At 39.5% G+C, this 17,827-nt stretch carries 16 protein-coding genes; 6 read left to right on the top strand and 10 right to left on the bottom strand.

Annotated features, from left to right (window positions below):
* Window positions 1-12 precede the first annotated feature (12 nt).
* The 8 genes from ACFO6W_RS20280 to ileS form a co-directional block, all read right to left on the bottom strand.
* Window positions 13-1,299, bottom strand: a complete 1,287-nt coding sequence (locus ACFO6W_RS20280; protein ID WP_379999832.1) for a glycosyltransferase — start codon at window positions 1,297-1,299, stop codon at window positions 13-15.
* 11 nt (window positions 1,300-1,310) lie between these two features.
* Window positions 1,311-2,096: a glycosyltransferase family 2 protein gene (locus ACFO6W_RS20275; RefSeq protein WP_379999830.1), complete on the bottom strand. Its 786-nt coding sequence runs from the start codon at window positions 2,094-2,096 to the stop codon at window positions 1,311-1,313.
* On the bottom strand, window positions 2,071-3,075 hold the full coding sequence (locus ACFO6W_RS20270) for a glycosyltransferase family protein (protein WP_379999828.1): 1,005 nt from the start codon (window positions 3,073-3,075) through the stop codon (window positions 2,071-2,073). Before ACFO6W_RS20270 ends, ACFO6W_RS20275 begins: the two co-directional genes overlap by 26 nt.
* A 72-nt stretch (window positions 3,076-3,147) precedes the next feature.
* Window positions 3,148-3,444: a hypothetical protein gene (locus ACFO6W_RS20265; RefSeq protein ID WP_379999826.1), complete on the bottom strand. Its 297-nt coding sequence runs from the start codon at window positions 3,442-3,444 to the stop codon at window positions 3,148-3,150.
* Window positions 3,445-3,532: 88 nt separating this feature from the next.
* The gene (locus ACFO6W_RS20260) at window positions 3,533-4,351 is read right to left on the bottom strand and encodes a DUF4296 domain-containing protein (protein ID WP_379999824.1); all 819 of its coding nucleotides are present in this window, start codon (window positions 4,349-4,351) and stop codon (window positions 3,533-3,535) included.
* A gap of 9 nt (window positions 4,352-4,360) precedes the next feature.
* Window positions 4,361-4,981, bottom strand: a complete 621-nt coding sequence (locus ACFO6W_RS20255) for a lipoprotein signal peptidase (protein WP_379999822.1) — start codon at window positions 4,979-4,981, stop codon at window positions 4,361-4,363.
* A gap of 99 nt (window positions 4,982-5,080) precedes the next feature.
* A complete protein-coding gene (locus ACFO6W_RS20250; RefSeq protein WP_291110144.1) occupies window positions 5,081-5,461 on the bottom strand; it encodes a TraR/DksA family transcriptional regulator in 381 nt (126 codons plus the stop codon).
* 57 nt (window positions 5,462-5,518) lie between these two features.
* On the bottom strand, window positions 5,519-8,932 hold the full coding sequence (ileS, locus tag ACFO6W_RS20245; protein WP_379999819.1) for an isoleucine--tRNA ligase: 3,414 nt from the start codon (window positions 8,930-8,932) through the stop codon (window positions 5,519-5,521).
* Between the two features lie 415 nt (window positions 8,933-9,347).
* On the opposite strand from ileS, the gene ACFO6W_RS20240 reads away from it, so the two are divergent.
* The 6 genes from ACFO6W_RS20240 to ACFO6W_RS20215 all read left to right on the top strand — a co-directional run bounded on the left by ACFO6W_RS20240 (window position 9,348) and on the right by ACFO6W_RS20215 (window position 16,164).
* Window positions 9,348-10,427, top strand: coding sequence for a hypothetical protein (locus ACFO6W_RS20240; protein ID WP_379999817.1), 1,080 nt, complete (start codon window positions 9,348-9,350; stop codon window positions 10,425-10,427).
* 308 nt (window positions 10,428-10,735) lie between these two features.
* Complete coding sequence (gene topA, locus ACFO6W_RS20235; protein WP_379999815.1) at window positions 10,736-13,069, top strand: type I DNA topoisomerase; 2,334 nt, start codon at window positions 10,736-10,738, stop codon at window positions 13,067-13,069.
* Window positions 13,070-13,122: 53 nt separating this feature from the next.
* Window positions 13,123-14,502: a sugar transferase gene (locus tag ACFO6W_RS20230; RefSeq protein WP_379999813.1), complete on the top strand. Its 1,380-nt coding sequence runs from the start codon at window positions 13,123-13,125 to the stop codon at window positions 14,500-14,502.
* Window positions 14,503-14,514: 12 nt separating this feature from the next.
* The gene (locus ACFO6W_RS20225; protein WP_379999811.1) at window positions 14,515-15,063 is read left to right on the top strand and encodes a nitroreductase family protein; all 549 of its coding nucleotides are present in this window, start codon (window positions 14,515-14,517) and stop codon (window positions 15,061-15,063) included.
* Between the two features lie 4 nt (window positions 15,064-15,067).
* Window positions 15,068-15,406, top strand: a complete 339-nt coding sequence (locus ACFO6W_RS20220; RefSeq protein WP_379999809.1) for a LiaF transmembrane domain-containing protein — start codon at window positions 15,068-15,070, stop codon at window positions 15,404-15,406.
* Window positions 15,406-16,164 carry a Rossmann-like and DUF2520 domain-containing protein gene (locus ACFO6W_RS20215; protein ID WP_379999807.1) on the top strand — a complete coding sequence of 253 codons (759 nt, stop codon included), beginning with the start codon at window positions 15,406-15,408 and terminating at the stop codon, window positions 16,162-16,164. Before ACFO6W_RS20220 ends, ACFO6W_RS20215 begins: the two co-directional genes overlap by 1 nt.
* A gap of 14 nt (window positions 16,165-16,178) precedes the next feature.
* Here the strand turns inward: ACFO6W_RS20215 and ACFO6W_RS20210 are convergent, their stop codons facing one another.
* Window positions 16,179-16,700 (bottom strand): KdsC family phosphatase, encoded by a 522-nt coding sequence (locus tag ACFO6W_RS20210; protein WP_379999805.1) that lies wholly within the window; start codon window positions 16,698-16,700, stop codon window positions 16,179-16,181.
* 19 nt (window positions 16,701-16,719) lie between these two features.
* On the bottom strand, window positions 16,720-17,817 hold the full coding sequence (locus tag ACFO6W_RS20205; RefSeq protein ID WP_379999803.1) for an LptF/LptG family permease: 1,098 nt from the start codon (window positions 17,815-17,817) through the stop codon (window positions 16,720-16,722).
* Between the last annotated feature and the right edge of the window lie 10 nt (window positions 17,818-17,827).

The following is a 17,827-nucleotide window of genomic DNA, read 5'->3' as shown; positions in this document are numbered from 1 at the left end:
ATTACAACCGGATTATTCAGACGGGAGAGAAAGTATTTTCTTATAAATATCCAATCGCACTCTAGCCAGTTGCGCAGCATCGGGGCGCACATCTAATTTCCGTTTTGCATTCCGGCGAAGTTCATTACAAAGAGTATTGCTCCCTGATAACCTCAGAACAGCATCAACAAAAGACTCACTTTCATCAGCAATAAGGCAGTCTTTACCATCTTCCAACCCGATACCTTCTACACCTATAGCAGTGCTGATAAATGGCGTCCCTTTATTTACAGCATCCATTATTTTTATACGAATGCCGCTTCCTATACGTAATGGGACGACCATAACCGCTCCCTCGAAGGCTAAAGATAAATTTTCGACAAATCCATCAAACATCAGATTTTCATATTTGGCAGAATATTCTTTTTTCAATTTTGAATTCCATTTACCAATTATATGAAATTCCATATCCGGCCGGGCTTTTCTTATATTTTCCCAACAGTTATTTAAAAACCAGTAAACCGCATCAAAATTAGGATAATGGTCGCTGCCTCCAAGAAACACCAGTTTGTTCTTAAAACAATATGATTCCGGCATCTCTGTTTTTTCTATATCGACAATAACGGGAGAAGATTCAATTAAGATATCTTTCCTCAATTCCGTTTTCAGCTTTTCTTTATCCTCATTAGTTAAGGTCACTACTGCATCATAAGCATTCAGGTTTGCAATTTCAAATTTCTTTATTGTGTTATATAAAAAATAATCCTTGGGAATACGGGTTTCCATCAGGTTCAGTTCCTGTAAGGCCCTTACAAAACGAAGTTCGTGATGGATGAAGACTTTCTTCAAATTCTCCGGTAAGATATTCACCAGATCTATCAATTCAAAGAAATCAATCTGAATCAAATCAAATTTATCGGAATGGACAACATTGTACACAAAATTTATAAAACCCTCATTTAGTTTCGATTTATTATTCAATATAGTGTATCTACGAAGCAATTCCGAAGACTTATACTTATTAAGCCTGCGATCAAGTTTTCGGGTCACAGATGCTTTCAGCTTTGACAAAAGCCTTACAGAAAAAGCCCCCCCATTTTCATTATCATATTCTTTATCCGAATGGTAAAAATAAAACCGTACATTATTCCATCTCGACATCAAAACCGCCATCGACTCGGCATCTTTCTCTGTAACAGGAACTATCAGGGAAATTTCCGCATAACTCCTTATCCTGTCAATCATTTGAAAAAAAACATTATTCCCTCCTGAATTAATCGGGTAAGGTATGGCCGGCATTGTCATCAACAATTTCATCATAACTCCTGCAATTATGGTTTTTTACCTTTCAATTTATTTATGAATTTACCCAAACGTATATAACGCCGATATTTTCGTTTTTCTTTTTCCAATTCAATTACATGGTCGAAAGTTGCACGTATGGTCTTAGGAATAAGTTCATCGATCACTTTATTCCGTTCTTCACACATCAGTCCGTAATATTTCGGATCGTTGCTGATTCCCGTCATATCGAATATTACAATATCCATATCGAGAAAAACAGATTTTTCGTCCCCAAGCATTGTTTGCATAAAGAATTTCCAGTCAGACACAATCTTATATTTTATATCATACAACCCGTATTTATCAAACAAGCTCCGCCTTATAAATGTGGCCTGATGCTGCATGGTATCTACATAGAGATCGAATAGGGTGACATCCCTGTTGCCATGATTACGCCATCTGAATATTCCCGTATCAGCAGCGCATATCTGTACTCCCCTTAATAAAGGGACAGAGTATTCTTTATTTTCGAAAATTTTCCTCAATACTTCATCGTCGGCATAGATGTCACCAGAATTAAGAAAATGGCAAAATTCCCCTTTAGCCCGGATAATACCCTTATTCATAGCCTCGTAAATACCTTTATCCGGCTCACTGACCCAACAAGTTATCTTATCGGAGTAAATTTCTAAAATTTGCTTGCTGCTATCGGTAGAGCCTCCGTCTATAACGATATATTCATAGTCGATATAGCTCTGCTTTATAACACTGCGTATGGTTTTCTCTAAACCTGTACCATTATTATAATTAATAGTAATGACTGATACCCTCATCTGCGATCTTCTTTCTGTCTTTGTTTTTCTTCTTCATTTTACTGAAGAATGACTTCTTTTTTACAATCTCCTGAATATATATAAATGAATAGTAATTTGGTATTTTTATTAACTCATTATATTTATTAAGCAAAAGGATTTCGGCATATTCTGAAAACAGATGTTTCAGGACAGGCAATTTATCCAGCGAAAATCTATTTTGTTTAGAAGTAATATGTATCGGATATACTGGTTTAAAATTACTAAAATGGAAAAACACCAATGGATATTTCTCATTAATATAATACTTTCCATCTCGCTCCGAAATTGTCCTTTCATGAAAATTCCAGTAAGCAAAGTTATATCCCGGATTCTTAGAAACCTGTACATCTTCATAAAAAACAGGCACATAGGTCATTGGTAACTGATCAACAAATATCCCCTTCTCTGTACGGTCAAAACACTGGGTAGCAAGTTTATTCGACCACCACTTTAACATTTTCATTGTCTCAGGTGTAGGACACACTGCCAAAAAGCCCAGATTATAAACACCATAGTTTAGGAAAATAGCTTCATCCGGCACTTTTCCGTCGTCAGCTATCGGACTAAGGATATGAGGTGTTAATAATATACTTTTTCCGGCCAGTTCTTCTTCAATCGATCCCAAATTATCAAAAACCTTTATATCCGGATCGAAATATATTACAATCTCTGCATCGGGATAATTATTAAGAAAATATTGAAAATAGTATGGCTTAACAGATGTGTTCAACTCAATAATATTATAATTATCCGTCATCCACTTGAAATTTGGTATTTCCAGCTTTTCTACTTCTAATATTTCGGCGGGAGCATAATAGTCATAATCAATCTGTTTACTCCGCCTATCACACAAGCCGATGAAGAATGTATATTCGGGACTATATTTCTTTAACGAATCTCCTAAAGCTTTTGCCTGAGACAGATAATTATTAGAACAAACTGTAAATGCGATCTTCATTTTTTGGATTAATTAGTAAACGACAAAAGTAAACTAAAAATTATTTTTACTCACTCATACCTTGCAATCCATTCAACCTTCTACCTGAAGATAATGGAACATTTTGTAAACACCTTCAAAGCATTTATTTACTGAAAGATATTTATTTTCAAAAGATAATTCTTTTAGATTTTCCGGCAATTTGGTAATTATTTCATCCTTTCCGTCCGGAACGAACACCAGTAATCCTGAGTAAAATTCAGTCCGTTCTATTTCCCTGTCGAAAGGGAAAAAGCTGATCTGCTTCATATCGTCACTTACCTCTACGATATGATTTCGAAGATAAATATCCGGATAAATAAATGTATAGTGAGAATAATAACGTTTCATGTATGTCTATCTCCCTTTTTTTGAAAAATCAAGATTTCTTTCTCTATTTACGGATTTCTGCTTACCTGATCTCCCTGACATATCCAGCTTATTTTTGCAGACCTGTAGCAGTAGCAATTTCCGGTTTATCTGCAGGTTTTGCCAAAGATGATGTAGCAGATACTTCTTCCGATACGGGCTTATTGTCAGTTATTGAATCTAAATAAGAAATATTATATAATATAACATCCGACGATATACCTTTTATTTTATTTTCTACATGCACATAACCGGATATATTCTTTAAAAGACTATCTGCCAATTGCGGCTTGGCAAATATATAACGTCTGTTCTCAGCTATTGGCACAATTGTCTTTACCAATGTATCTTTATACGTAAAGAAGACTGCGGCTTCTGCTTTTTGCAATGAGCTTACCCCTTGCACATCAAATCTTAATAAGAATTTGGGTAAATCGATTGTTTTTATCTTATTAGAGTCTATATCAAACGACATGGTAGGCGTTTGCTCATTCAGGAAAGAGAGGGGCGGTACCAGATAATTTGAATAATTACGTCCTAAAACATTCATCCGGACCGATGTCATCGCGTTACTTGCAGCTCTAAGGCGGGAAGCGACCGAGTCATTTATCGTATTATAAATTTCTATATTATCCGAATACCATAATAAAGAAGAATCAAGTTCTGCCTGTGTTATATTATGCTTCTGGAGTATTCCGTTCAATAAGGCATCTTTCTTCTCATCGGCACTGAAATCCGAACCACTCCTATATATGGCCTGCGCCAGTTGCATATCGAAAAGAACATCTGTCATTTTATCCTCATGCATCACATAACGGGGCCTTCTCCCGCACGAGCTGAGAAGTATCACTATAGCCAGAATGAAATAAAAGACTGTACGTTGTTGCATAATCAGGCTTTATCTTTTTTTCTCCAAAGATACCGATAATGTCTTGCGATAAAAAATAAGAAGGATAAAAATACCTACTGTAATAGCAGAATCCGCAATATTAAATATTGGGCTGAAAAATATAAAGTTCTCACCGCCCCATACCGGGAGCCATGATGGGAATGTGCCATTTATGAGCGGAAAGTAAAGCATATCTACCACATTACCGTGAAGCCAGCTGGAATAGCCTTCTCCCAGCGAAACAAACGAGGCAACATGTCCCTGATAGCTGGCAGAGAATATTTCTCCATAAAATATGCTGTCGATAATATTACCGAATGCCCCGGCCAGGATAAGGGCGATACAAGCTATGTAACCGCCTTTGTAACCTTGCTTAACCAATCTGTACAGATAATAACCTATAAAGAAAATGGCCACAATACGGAATAATGAGAGGAACAATTTACCTCCCAGTTTCCAGCCAAAAGCCATACCGGGATTCTCTACAAAATAAATCTTGAACCAACTGGAAATCTCAATAGACTCGTATAGAGACATATGAGTTTTTACCCAGATTTTGGACACCTGGTCTATTACAATAACCAATACAATAACCAATATTGCTATCAGTCCCCGGTTTTTATTATCCATACAATTAATATGCTAATTCCGTAAAGAAAACGAAGAAAAAACAGAAATATCGTTACATCTATTTTTTCTTCCCTTTCATCTACTACTTATTTGTTCTTATTATTTTACTCCGCTATTTTTAGCCTCAATGCTTAAAGTAGCATGAGGTACAGCACGTAAACGTTCTTTCGGTATCAGCTTGCCTGTTTCGCGGCAGATACCGTATGTTTTATTTTCGATACGGATAAGTGCCGACTGCAAGTTTTGGATAAACTTCATCTGGCGTTGGGCCAAACGTCCGGCTTCTTCCTTCGATAGCGTAGATGCTCCTTCTTCCAACACTTTAAATGTAGGAGAAGTATCAGTTACGTCATTTCCGTCGGCATTAGTTATAGCCGCTCTTAATTCATCGTATTCTTTCTTAGCTTTATTTAGCTTTTCGAGGATAATATCACGGAATTCGTTTAATTCCTCGTCTGTGTATCTTGTTTTTTCTGCCATAACTTTACGTTTTAAAAGTTAAACATCCTGTTTTTAATTTTATTAAAGATAATCCTTTTATCTGACTTTATCTACAGACACCTGTAAAATATAATCATCCATGTCTATTTCCTGGCCGTTTTTCACATCAGCAAGCTCTATGCTATCAGCAAGTACCTGCGACGCAATATACGCTTTATATTCTGACACCGTGCTCCTTATCTGCTCATTATCAGATATTATTATGTTTATCCGGTCTGTTATATCAAAACCGCTCGATTTACGAATATTTTGTATACGGTTTACCAATTCACGGGCAATACCCTCTTTTCGTAAATCCTCGGTTACGGTTACGTCCAACGCCACTGTCAACTTCCCTGCACCAGCGACCAGCCAGCCGGGTATATCTTCCGATATTATTTCTACATCAGCCAGTTCTATCGTTGCTGTCTGCCCTTCCACATCGAAAGTATAGCTGCCTTCTTTTTCAAACGCGGCAATTGCATCCTGCGGCATATTCTGTACCTCAACAGCCAGTTGCTTCATTATCTTACCATAACGAGGCCCCAGTTTCTTGAAATCCGGTCTTACTTTCTTCACAAAAATACCTTCCGAACCGCCAACATATTTAAGCTCTTTTACATTCACCTCATTCAATATAAGGTCGCGCACGGCTTCTATATCCTGTTCCTGTTTATCGTTGAGGATAGGTATCATTATCTGCATAAGCGGCTGGCGTACCTTCACACTTTCTTTGCGGCGAAGAGCCAATACTGCCGATGATATATCCTGCGCTATCTGCATACGTTCTTCCAAGGTTTTATCCACAACAGAAGCGTCATAAGCCGGATAATCCGACAAATGCACCGATGGCGCTTTTTCCTTTCCTGTCACTGATACCAGATCGCAGAACAGTTTATCCGAGTAAAACGGAGAAATAGGAGCCATCAGTTTTGAAACTGTTTCAAGACATGTATATAACGTCTGGTAAGCGGACAATTTATCTTTTGTCATTTCGCCACCCCAGAAACGTTTCCTGTTCAGACGAACATACCAGTTACTCAGGTTATCGTTCACAAAATCAGAGATCGCACGTCCGGCCTTTGTTGGCTCATATGTTTCGTAATACTCATCCACATCTTTTACAAGTGTGTTCAGCAGAGAAATTATCCAACGGTCTATCTCCGGTCTTTCGCTTACAGGTATCAGCTTTTCGCTAAAAGTGAAACCATCTACGTTGGCATATAATGCAAAGAACGAATAAGTATTATATAATGTTCCGAAAAATTTACGGCGTACTTCTTCTACCCCTTCTATATCGAACTTCAGGTTATCCCAAGGCGAAGCATTGGTTATCATATACCAGCGTAACGGATCGGAACCATATTTTTCGATTGTAGAGAACGGATCGACTCCGTTTCCACGGCTTTTAGACATTTTATTACCATTCTTATCCAGTACAAGCCCATTGGAAACAACATTATTGAATGATATGCTGTCCTTTACCATTGTAGATATGGCATGCAGTGTGAAGAACCATCCACGAGTCTGGTCAACCCCTTCTGCTATGAAGTCGGCAGGATAAACCTTCGAGAACTCCTCTTCACTTATATTCGGATAAAACACCTGTGCAAAGGGCATAGCGCCCGAATCGAACCATACGTCTATAAGATCAGCCTCACGTTTCATCGGTTTGCCTGACTCCGAAACCAATACTATATTATCCACATATGGACGGTGCAGGTCTATCTTCTCATAATTAGCCTTGTCCAGATTTCCTATTTCAAAACCCTTCCAGGGGATTTCTTTCATAAATCCTGCATCGACAGCCTTTTGCATTTCTGCATAAAGTTCCTTTATCGAGCCTATACATTTCTCCTCTTTGCCATCCTCTGTCCTCCATATAGGCAACGGCGTACCCCAATAACGGCTGCGGCTCAGATTCCAGTCCTGAAGATTTTCCAGCCACTTACCAAAACGGCCTGTACCCGTAGACTGAGGCTTCCAGTTGATAGTTTCATTCAGCTCCATTAAGCGTTCGCGACTGGCCGTAGTACGTATAAACCAGCTATCCAGCGGATAGTATAATACAGGTTTGTCCGTACGCCAGCAGTGCGGATAATTATGCACCTGGCGCTCTATCTTAAAGGCCTGATTAGCCAGCTTGAGCATTACACTAAGGTCTATATCGAGCGTATTGGCATCGGCAGGCAATGTATCGTCATATTCATTCTTCACATAACGACCCGCGTATTCTTTATATAAATCTACATTTACATTCGTTTTCAGATATTCAGGATCGATGTCTTCAAGACGGAAGTATTTACCTGTAAGGTCTACCATCGGTCGCTGGTTGCCATCTTTATCCAACAGCAACATGGCCGGTACGCCATTTTCTTTGGCAACCCTGGCGTCATCCGCACCAAAAGTAGGGGCTATGTGCACGATACCGGTACCATCATCTGTAGTTACAAAATCTCCGGTCAGTACACGGAATGCACCATTGCCCGGGTTCATCCACGGTATCAACTGCTCATACTCCATGCCTACAAGACCGGCCCCTTTCCACTCTCCCGCTATCTTATACGGTATCAGTTTATCTCCCTGCTTATAGTCTTCCAAAGCGATATCTCTTGCCTTCTCATTGAACATACTGAACATAAGCGATTTTGCAAGCACAGCAGTCATTTTATTGCCCGTATACGGATTGTAACTCTGAACAGCGACATAAGTGATATCCGGTCCTACTGCCAAAGCCGTATTCGAAGGCAATGTCCACGGAGTAGTAGTCCATGCGAGGAAATAAGCATCACCAAACTGAGACATCTCCGCTTTTGGCGACTTGATCTTAAACTGAGCTACACAAGTGGTATCCTTTACATCCCGGTATGCTCCGGGCTGGTTCAATTCATGTGTGCTGAGCCCTGTACCCGCAGCGGGAGAATAAGGCTGTATAGTATATCCTTTATAAAGGTATCCTTTCTTATATAATTCGTTCAGCAGGTACCAAAGCGTTTCTATATAACGGCTGTCGTATGTTACATAAGGGTCGTTCATATCTACCCAATATCCCATAATACGAGTCAGGTTTTCCCACTCTCCGGTGTATTTCATCACTTCCTTGCGGCAAGCGTTGTTATACTCTTCTACCGATATTTTTTTACCGATATCTTCTTTGGTTATCCCTAATTTCTTCTCTACAGAAAGTTCCACAGGTAAGCCATGCGTATCCCATCCGGCCTTACGGTTCACCAGAAAGCCTTTCATAGTCTTGTACCTGCAGAAAATATCTTTTACTGCACGTGCCATTACATGGTGAATACCGGGCATTCCGTTTGCCGATGGAGGTCCTTCGTAAAAAACAAACGACGGGGCCCCAGCGCGTACATCCAGACTTTGTTGGAATATGTTCTCCTTATCCCACTTTTCCAATATCTCTTTGTTGATATCGGACAAGTTAAACCGATTGTATTCTGAAAACTGCTTACTCATAGTGTGTATAAAACATACATTAAAAAAATTGAGGGCAAAGATAGTAAAAAGTTATGAGTTATAAATTATGTGTTATATGTTACAATATATAATTGTGATTTATTTAGAAAGAGAAGCCTGGTTCCCATAAATCAGGAACAAATTAGAAAGTAACATCTGCTCTAAAAAAATGAGTTTGTGGATAAACGGTTATGGGGATGGAAAACAGAAAAAGCCATAACAATGGGTTTTAACAGCATTTTAACTTCTGGTACCAGAAATAGAATATCAAGCCATACACACAATGTTTCATTCTGCTACTTAAATACCACTAAATGTTATCAATATTGGGTTATAAAAAATCAACAATATTTTAACATTTAAATTATAATACCTATCTTTGGCCAGTGGTTCAGAATATTATATAAACACAAATATGCAAGATTTTTTTAAAAACAGGGTGACTAAATTCTGGAAATCTTTTTCGGAAGAAGAATACCAAATTAGGGAAATGATGGATAACAAAGTTGAGGGAGAGACTCTCCTTAATTTTGTAGACAGTGTTTTACAAATTGCTTTCAATAAAGTTTATTTCGAAATGGGGATGAACAATGAGGGTAAATATGAACTTATATTAACGCCTGAAGGAGACCGCACCCGGCTGATGCTGTTACATTACTGGCTCCAACAAGCACCGCAACATCTACTAAAATACTGGAATTTTTATTCGACAAAGCCAGCTCATGGAGAACCGGGTGCCATAATAGAAATGTTCGATATTAGAATCGGAGAAGACGATATAACCGTCTATCCGGAGATAGACAGCGATAAAAGTAAAATAAACATCGAATTGTACAGCCCCAAACTTATGGAGCTGGATGAGAACAACCGTTATTCAATGTTCTTTATTTATCTCGACCAGTTTATAGGAGAACTCTATACGATGGAATATATCGGTTATATTCATTTTGTACAGGAAAAACAAAAGAAAAGGACTTCGGCTATCGCCGCCCTGAAATCATTTATAGACAGAGCCATTTCAGAATACGGCTGGCCAAAGTTCGATAATCCATGCGAAATATACAGCGGATACAGGATGGAACCGAACCAGGATGAAGGATGGAAATTGCGCGAAGATATATTTTCAGGTTATACATCATGCACACCCCTGTTAGACGACTATTATAACGGAGAAAATAAACGGTTTGACGAAGCTAAAGAAAACGGGGTCATTTTCGGTTTCCTTTTCTTCGAAAACATAAACATCCCCAGAGAAAATGTTGTTAATTTCAGAGGAGAAATAGAAGATAAAATTGCCGCAACAGTTATCCCATGTGGTATAGCTAACAGTCTGGGTGGCGCTACAGGCTTTCATTTTTCATATATTGACTTTATCATATACGATTATGAAACTTTCATCCCCATAGTAAAAGAGATAGTATTCAAACACAAGCTTGAAGGAGCCGGATTCTCCAACTTCACAATCGGTGCCGAACCCGTTATATTTAATGAATAAAAAAAGTATTCTGTCAACCAATAATTCAAAGCATTTTTACCGGATTAAATTATCGATACTTATAAAAGCACCAGGTTATTATTTCAGAACAATAAAAAATAAGAAAAGACAAAAAGCGTTGAGTTTGTTATCTTTTAGTTAAAATACGCCTTATCTGCTTAAATATTCAGACGTTTATTCGGGTTCAAAATTTTTTATTCTGCTTTTTAAAACAAAATCATTACTTTTGCGGTTCAATTAGAAAAAAATAACTTTCTGGATAGAAAATAATTTAATTCATTCTGATAATACAAGATAAGCCTTAATATATGCAAAAAAATTTAGTAATTGTTGAGTCTCCTGCCAAAGCCAAGACCATAGAAAAGTTTCTGGGCAAAGATTTTAAAGTGATGTCCAGTTACGGACACATCAGAGACCTGAAAAAGAAGGACTTGGGAATAGATTTGGAGAACGGCTATACACCACTGTATGAAGTTCCGAGTGACAAGAAAAAAGTGGTAGACGAGCTAAAAAAGGCTGCCAAAGAAGCCGATACTGTATGGCTGGCTTCCGATGAAGACCGGGAGGGAGAAGCCATATCCTGGCATCTGTTCAAAACATTGAAACTTGATGAGAAGAAAACAAAAAGAATCGCATTTCACGAAATAACAAAGGATGCGATACTCCATGCAATAGAAAATCCCCGCCAGATAGATATTAATCTTGTGGACGCACAACAAGCACGCCGGGTACTCGACCGTATTGTCGGTTTTGAATTATCGCCCGTGCTTTGGCGTAAAGTTAAACCTGCCCTATCTGCAGGACGGGTACAATCTGTAGCAGTAAGGCTCATCGTAGAACGTGAACGTGAGATCCAGGCGTTCCAGACCGAAGCGTCTTACCGTGTCACAGCTGTTTTCATTAAGAAAGAAAACGGTGTTGAAACTGAAATAAAGACAGAATTAAGCAAACGCCTGAAAACAAAGGAAGAAGCGCTTGACTTTCTTGAGAAACTAAAAGAAGCCAGTTTTAAAGTAGAAGACGTGGAAACAAAACCGATGAAAAAATCACCGGCAGCGCCGTTTACTACATCCACATTACAACAGGAAGCTTCCCGCAAACTGGGATTCCCGGTATCGCTGACCATGATGATAGCCCAGAAGCTATACGAATCGGGAAAGATCACCTATATGCGTACCGACTCGGTAAACCTATCGGGACTGGCTATCAATACTGCAAGAAATGAAATAGAATCCGTTTACGGAAAACAATACTCGAAAGTACGCCAGTTCTCTACCAAGAGCAAAGGAGCGCAAGAGGCCCATGAGGCCATTCGCCCGACATATATGTCAGAGCATACAGTATCCGGTACGGCTCAGGAAAAGAAACTATACGATCTTATTTGGAAACGTACCATCGCTTCTCAAATGGCAGACGCGGAATTAGAAAAGACGACTATAACAATAGGCATATCCAACAATAAAGAACTGAAGTTTACGGCTGTCGGTGAAGTTATCAAATTCGATGGATTCCTGCATGTATATCTTGAAGGAACAGACGATGAAAACATTGACAGCGAAAGTAGCCTGTTACCTCCGGTAAAACCACAAGAGGCAATGGATATGAAGGAAAGTATCGCTATGGAACGTTTCACACAACGTCCCAGCCGTTATAGTGAAGCTTCACTGGTCCGTAAATTGGAAGAACTGGGCATAGGTCGCCCATCTACCTACGCTCCGACTATTTCCACAATCCAGAACCGTGAATATGTAGAGAAATCAAATATAGAGGGTACAGAACGCCGGTACAATATACTGTCTCTGAAAAAAAATAAAATAACAGATTCCGAAAAAACCGAAATAACAGGAACCGATAAAGGAAAACTGATCCCAACCGATACAGGGATGGTGGTCAATGACTTCTTAACAGAATACTTCCCTGACATACTGGATTATAATTTTACTGCCAATGTGGAAAAAGAATTTGACCAGGTAGCCGAAGGAGAAGAAAACTGGACTAAGCTGATAGATAAGTTTTACAAGGTATTTCATCCGGTCGTGGAATCGGCAACCAATATGCAAACCGACCATAAAATAGGAGAACGCATACTGGGTATCGATCCTAAATCAGGCCGTCAGGTTTCTGTAAAGATCGGAAGATTCGGGCCTATGGCGCAGATTGGAGTTCAGGAAGATACGGACAAACCTCTTTTTGCAGGTCTGCAAAAGACTCAGTCAATTGCCACCATTACTCTTGAAGAAGCCTTGAAATTATTCGAACTACCCCGTTCAATAGGTGAGTTTGAAGGTAAAGATGTCAGTGTGGGCACAGGCCGCTTCGGACCGTATATTAAGCATGACGGCAAGTTTATATCGCTGCCTAAAGGATACGATCCTTTTAGCGTAGACATAAACATGGCTATTCCCCTCATTACCGACAAACGGCAAAAAGATGCAGAAAAGGTTATCAAAACATTTACCGAAGATGCCGATCTACAGATATTAAATGGTCGTTATGGCCCTTATATAGCATACAAGAAAAATAACTTCAAAATACCGAAAGGCACCGCGCCTGAAAGTCTCGATTTTGAAGCATCGATGAAGATAGTAAACTCTACAGAAGAAAAAGCAGCCAAGACTAAAGGAAAAGGGAAAAAGAAATAAGAGATTGCATCCTATTCAAATTGTTTGAATAATTTTGAATAATATTGTATTGAATGAATAAGATTTTAGAAAAGATATTCGGATACAGAGGATATAGAATTATAATACCCCTGATAGATTTGGCCGTTATTTACGGCTCATATATCTTAGCTTTTTATCTTTTCAAAGATACTCTTGATAATTTTACACTTAACTATAATGCTTTTAAAGCAAGTATTCCTTTTATCATTGTCAGTTATCTTATTCTAAGCCATATATTTGAGCTTGACAAGCCTAAGGACTTTACTTTTTTCGGGGTTGGCTACACGGTCGTTCTGGTTGTAGGTTCGCTCCTGTTTACAACAATGGCTATCAGCTTCTTTATCCGGGAATTTGCATTCCCCCGGAGTATCCTTCTAGCCGGAACCATCTTTCAGCTCGTAGTTATAACCTTCTGGCATTTATTCGCGAGCCGCATGTATTTCCGGGTAAACAAAGGGAAATCGGTGCTGGTTATCGGTTATGAAAAGTCTCAGGCTCTGGCTTACAAGCTACTGGAATCGAAAGGAATGTGGTCGCAGATCAAGCATGTTTGCTCCCCCACATATTCTAAAGTATATGAACTTATTGACGAATGCGACATTACGTTTATTACTGAAGACGTCGAAGAATCGTTGAAGCAGGAAATAATACTTTACTGTGTCGAAAACGATCATACGGTCTTATACCAGCCAAAAAATCTGGAAATACTCCAGTTTAATGCCAACTTCCTGCAAATAGACGATTCCCCCGTATTAGATGTAAGGGAATTCGGTCTTTCACAAGGAAGTGAAACAACCAAAAGAATCATCGATGTTCTTTTAGGGAGTATAGCACTCGTTATATTTTTCATTCCGTTTGTATTTGTTTATCTGTCCTTAAAAATAGGAGGTGGCTCAGCTTTTTATATACAGGAAAGAATAACCCGTGACAATAAGGTATTTAGAATATACAAATTCAGGACAATGGTTGAGAATGCCGAAGCCATTTCCGGCCCTGTACTAGCTCAGGATGTGGATAAACGCATCACCAGACTGGGACATATACTGAGAGCGACACGCCTGGATGAGATCCCTCAGATATTCAATATTCTCATTGGAGATATGAGTATTGTCGGGCCACGTCCCGAACGTCCATTTTTCGTTAAACAGTTTTGTGAAGAAATGCCAGAATACGGTTTACGCCACAGGGTAAAAGCCGGGCTGACAGGATTAGCGCAGGTACAAGGTAAATACAATACTTCGGTAAGGGATAAACTAAAATATGACCTGCTGTATATCAATGGCTATTCTCTGGCTCTGGATGTAAAGCTAATCATGCAGACATTGAATATACTACTCCGCAGTAACAGCACGGAAGGTGTTAAGAGTGTCGAAGAACTTGGTGACGAAATAGAGCGTCTTACCAGACGCTGAATAAATATTCTTATGACTGATTTTCAACAACTGATAATAAGCCGGCGCAGTACCCGTAAATTCACGGAAGAACCGATTAGCCCGGAACAGGTGGAGATAATAATGAAAGCCGCATTGATGTCCCCCGCCTCCAAGAGTGCTAATCCCTGGCAATTCCTTTTGGTGGAAGATAAGGAAATGCTGGATAAATTGTCGTACTGTAAAAAATCGGGCAGCAGGCTGATTGCCGGATGCGCCTTGGCTATTGTGGTGCTGGCCGACCCTCTTACCAGTGATGTCTGGATAGAGGATTCGTCCATAGCATCCATTATGATACAGCTACAGGCCGAAGATTTGGGCTTGGGCAGTTGCTGGATACAGGTCCGTGAACGATACACGATGAGTGATACCCCATCGGATGAATATATCAGAGAACTATTCGATATCCCGATGCAACTCCAGGTCTTATCTGTAATAGCAATAGGACACAAAGCCCAGGAACGACCGCCTTTCGATGAAGAAAAGCTGCAATGGGAAAAGATACATATCGGTAAATTTAATATAGACCAATTAGCCGAATAATATTATGGCAACAAGTTCGAATAAAGCGTCCAACGACCGTCTGTCTTACGGAATAACCATCCTCATTTTCGGGGTATTATTCTTATTGGACAAATTAGGGTTTCTCAGGCAGATACCTTACGGACAAAAACTTATCAGTGTCGGTGTATTCTTCCTTATAGGAGGAATCGTATTCCTGATAACACAACCCAAAAAGATCCTTGGCTGGATATTCCTCGGAATAGGTATCCTTCTTAATGCCGACTTGTTCTTCGGCTGGCTAAGTAATTATTCCAACCTGATAGTCCCATTAGGCCTTATTATTGCAGGAGTAGCAATGGTACTGACCGCAAAGAAGAACTGATGAAAGTTGTATTCATAGGTGCCGGAAATGTAGCTACCCATCTTGCTACAGAACTGTATAGAAAATCCTTTGATATTATACAGGTATATAGCCGCACTCTGGAGTCTGCATCTGCTTTAGCTGAGCGAGTAAATGCGATTCCTGTCTCCGATATAGCTTCGGTAATCAACGATGCCGACCTGTATATCTTTTCGGTGAAAGATTCGGTACTGGACAGTATGGCTTCTCAATTACCAAAAAACGATGGCATATGGATACATACCGCGGGAAGCGTACCTTTAGATATATTCAGCAAATACACAGGCAGCTATGGAGTAATCTACCCATTCCAGACATTCAGTAAAGACAGGATCGTAGACTGGCCTGATATTCCTGTTTTCATAGAAGCATCCGATGCCTGTACTCTGAATACATTGCAAGCTATTGCCAGTCAACTATCCGATAAAGTATCAGAACTATCGTCCGAAGACAGGAAATATATACACCTGACAGGGGTATTTGCCTGTAACTTCACGAATCATATGTACACTCTGTCCGAATTGTTCCTGAAAAAAATAAATCTTCCTTTTGACGTAGCTCTGCCTCTGATAGATGAAACCGCATCGAAGGTACATTCATTAACTCCCGGTGAAGCACAAACCGGCCCCGCTATCCGTTACGACAAGAATATCATTGATAAGCACATGGAAATGATCGAGGACAAGAAAATAAAGGAAATATATAGGCTAATAAGCGAAAACATTCACAGAATGAACTGACAGACAAACAATTGCTACCAGCCGAAAGCTTCCTCACTCATCCATTTACCATGTACTTTCATTACCTGCTCGATTATATCGCGGGCAACTCCATGCCCTCCTTTGAAATGTGAAATATACCGGGCTATACTTCTTATTTCATGTGCGGCATCTGCCGGGGCAACAGGTAATCCTACCGACTGCATTACATGATAATCTGGTATATCGTCTCCTGCATACATAATCTCTTCCGGCTTATAACCTGTCTTCTGTATATAGTCGTTAAAGTCATGTATTTTAATCTTCGACTTCATATAGATATATTTTATCCCCAGGCGCGAGAAACGCAGCCTTACAGCCTCCGTATCGCCTCCTGTAATGATCGCTACGCCATATCCATGTTTTACGGCAAGATTTATGGCATACCCGTCTTTTATGTTCACCATACGCATCGGCTCACCCTCAGGAGACAAGGGAATGGAATCGGGAGATAAAACCCCGTCTACATCAAATATAAATGCCTTGATCTTACTAAGGTCATAATTTACAGTACTCATATGTATATATTTTTAACTCTTAATTCGGAGCTCTGGAATACAGATATGCAGCTATCGCGATAAATACCAGATTGGGAATCCACACAGCAAGCCACGCAGGCATAGTCCCCGATACGGCAAATGACGAACTGACCGTCTGGAACATAATGTATGATACACTAAGCCCCAACCCGATACCGATATTAAGCCCCATACCACCTTTCACTTTACGGGCCGACAAAGAAGCCCCGATAATAGTGAGGATAAACGCGGAAAATACAGAAGCAAAACGTTTGTGAAATTCAATCTCGAACTGAGTGATACTCACCTCGCCCACCGTCGCAATACCTTTATCTTTTTGCCGCTGTATATATTTATATAACGCGGGAGTGGTCATTTGCTCGAAATCGTTTACAGATATCAGAAAATCGCTGGGCACAACATTCAAGGTCGTATCTATTTTATCCCCGTTGCTGATTATCTCTTTCATGCCTTCCAGTTCCCGTATCTTATAATTATACAGTTCCCAGTGATACGCGCTGTCGTATTTTATACGTTGGGCTGTCAGACGTGATTTAAGTTCCTTATCTTCAATTTTGTCGAGAGACAGGTTATATCCTTCCTTCGTCTTATTATCGAACCGCTCTATATATAAAATAACACCTTTATCCACCTGAAGCTGAATCCCTGAAGCGTATTCCACACTCTTATCCCTGACGTACTTGTTCTGAAACTTGATACGGGTTACATTGGCAGGAGGGATTATAAAACTACTGAGAACAAATGAAAAGACCGCAATTATTCCCGCCGATATCATATATGGCTTCATCAGCCGTTTAAAACTCATCCCATTCGATAACATGGCGATAATCTCGGAATTATCCGCCAGTTTGGATGTGAAAAATATAACGGCTATAAATACAAACAGGGCACTGAAGAGGTTCGTATAATAGGGCACAAAGTTGACGTAGTAATCAAATATTATCGCTGTCAACGGAGCCTTTTTATCCAGAAATTTATCCAGTTTCTCATTTATATCGAATACGACAGCAATGGATATAATAAGAACAATGGAGAATATATAAGTCCCCAGGAACTTCTTAATAATATATTTGTCGAGTATCGAAAGTATTTTCATTTTCAGCTAC

The organism is Dysgonomonas termitidis (assembly GCF_042654545.1).
Lineage (GTDB): Bacteria > Bacteroidota > Bacteroidia > Bacteroidales > Dysgonomonadaceae > Dysgonomonas > Dysgonomonas termitidis.
Note: the sequence above shows the minus strand (reverse complement) of the source record. Positions and strands in the feature narration are given on the sequence as shown.

Coding starts and splice junctions, on each gene's coding strand:
- ACFO6W_RS20250 (WP_291110144.1), bottom strand. CDS start 5,461: ATGGCAGAAAAAACAAGATACACAGACGAGGAATTAAACGAATTCCGT.
- ACFO6W_RS20260 (WP_379999824.1), bottom strand. CDS start 4,351: ATGCAACAACGTACAGTCTTTTATTTCATTCTGGCTATAGTGATACTT.
- ACFO6W_RS20270 (WP_379999828.1), bottom strand. CDS start 3,075: ATGAAGATCGCATTTACAGTTTGTTCTAATAATTATCTGTCTCAGGCA.
- ACFO6W_RS20275 (WP_379999830.1), bottom strand. CDS start 2,096: ATGAGGGTATCAGTCATTACTATTAATTATAATAATGGTACAGGTTTA.
- ACFO6W_RS20240 (WP_379999817.1), top strand. CDS start 9,348: ATGCAAGATTTTTTTAAAAACAGGGTGACTAAATTCTGGAAATCTTTT.
- topA (WP_379999815.1), top strand. CDS start 10,736: ATGCAAAAAAATTTAGTAATTGTTGAGTCTCCTGCCAAAGCCAAGACC.
- ACFO6W_RS20210 (WP_379999805.1), bottom strand. CDS start 16,700: ATGAGTACTGTAAATTATGACCTTAGTAAGATCAAGGCATTTATATTT.
- ACFO6W_RS20215 (WP_379999807.1), top strand. CDS start 15,406: ATGAAAGTTGTATTCATAGGTGCCGGAAATGTAGCTACCCATCTTGCT.
- ACFO6W_RS20255 (WP_379999822.1), bottom strand. CDS start 4,981: ATGGATAATAAAAACCGGGGACTGATAGCAATATTGGTTATTGTATTG.
- ACFO6W_RS20265 (WP_379999826.1), bottom strand. CDS start 3,444: ATGAAACGTTATTATTCTCACTATACATTTATTTATCCGGATATTTAT.
- ACFO6W_RS20230 (WP_379999813.1), top strand. CDS start 13,123: ATGAATAAGATTTTAGAAAAGATATTCGGATACAGAGGATATAGAATT.
- ACFO6W_RS20220 (WP_379999809.1), top strand. CDS start 15,068: ATGGCAACAAGTTCGAATAAAGCGTCCAACGACCGTCTGTCTTACGGA.
- ileS (WP_379999819.1), bottom strand. CDS start 8,932: ATGAGTAAGCAGTTTTCAGAATACAATCGGTTTAACTTGTCCGATATC.
- ACFO6W_RS20205 (WP_379999803.1), bottom strand. CDS start 17,817: ATGAAAATACTTTCGATACTCGACAAATATATTATTAAGAAGTTCCTG.
- ACFO6W_RS20225 (WP_379999811.1), top strand. CDS start 14,515: ATGACTGATTTTCAACAACTGATAATAAGCCGGCGCAGTACCCGTAAA.
- ACFO6W_RS20280 (WP_379999832.1), bottom strand. CDS start 1,299: ATGATGAAATTGTTGATGACAATGCCGGCCATACCTTACCCGATTAAT.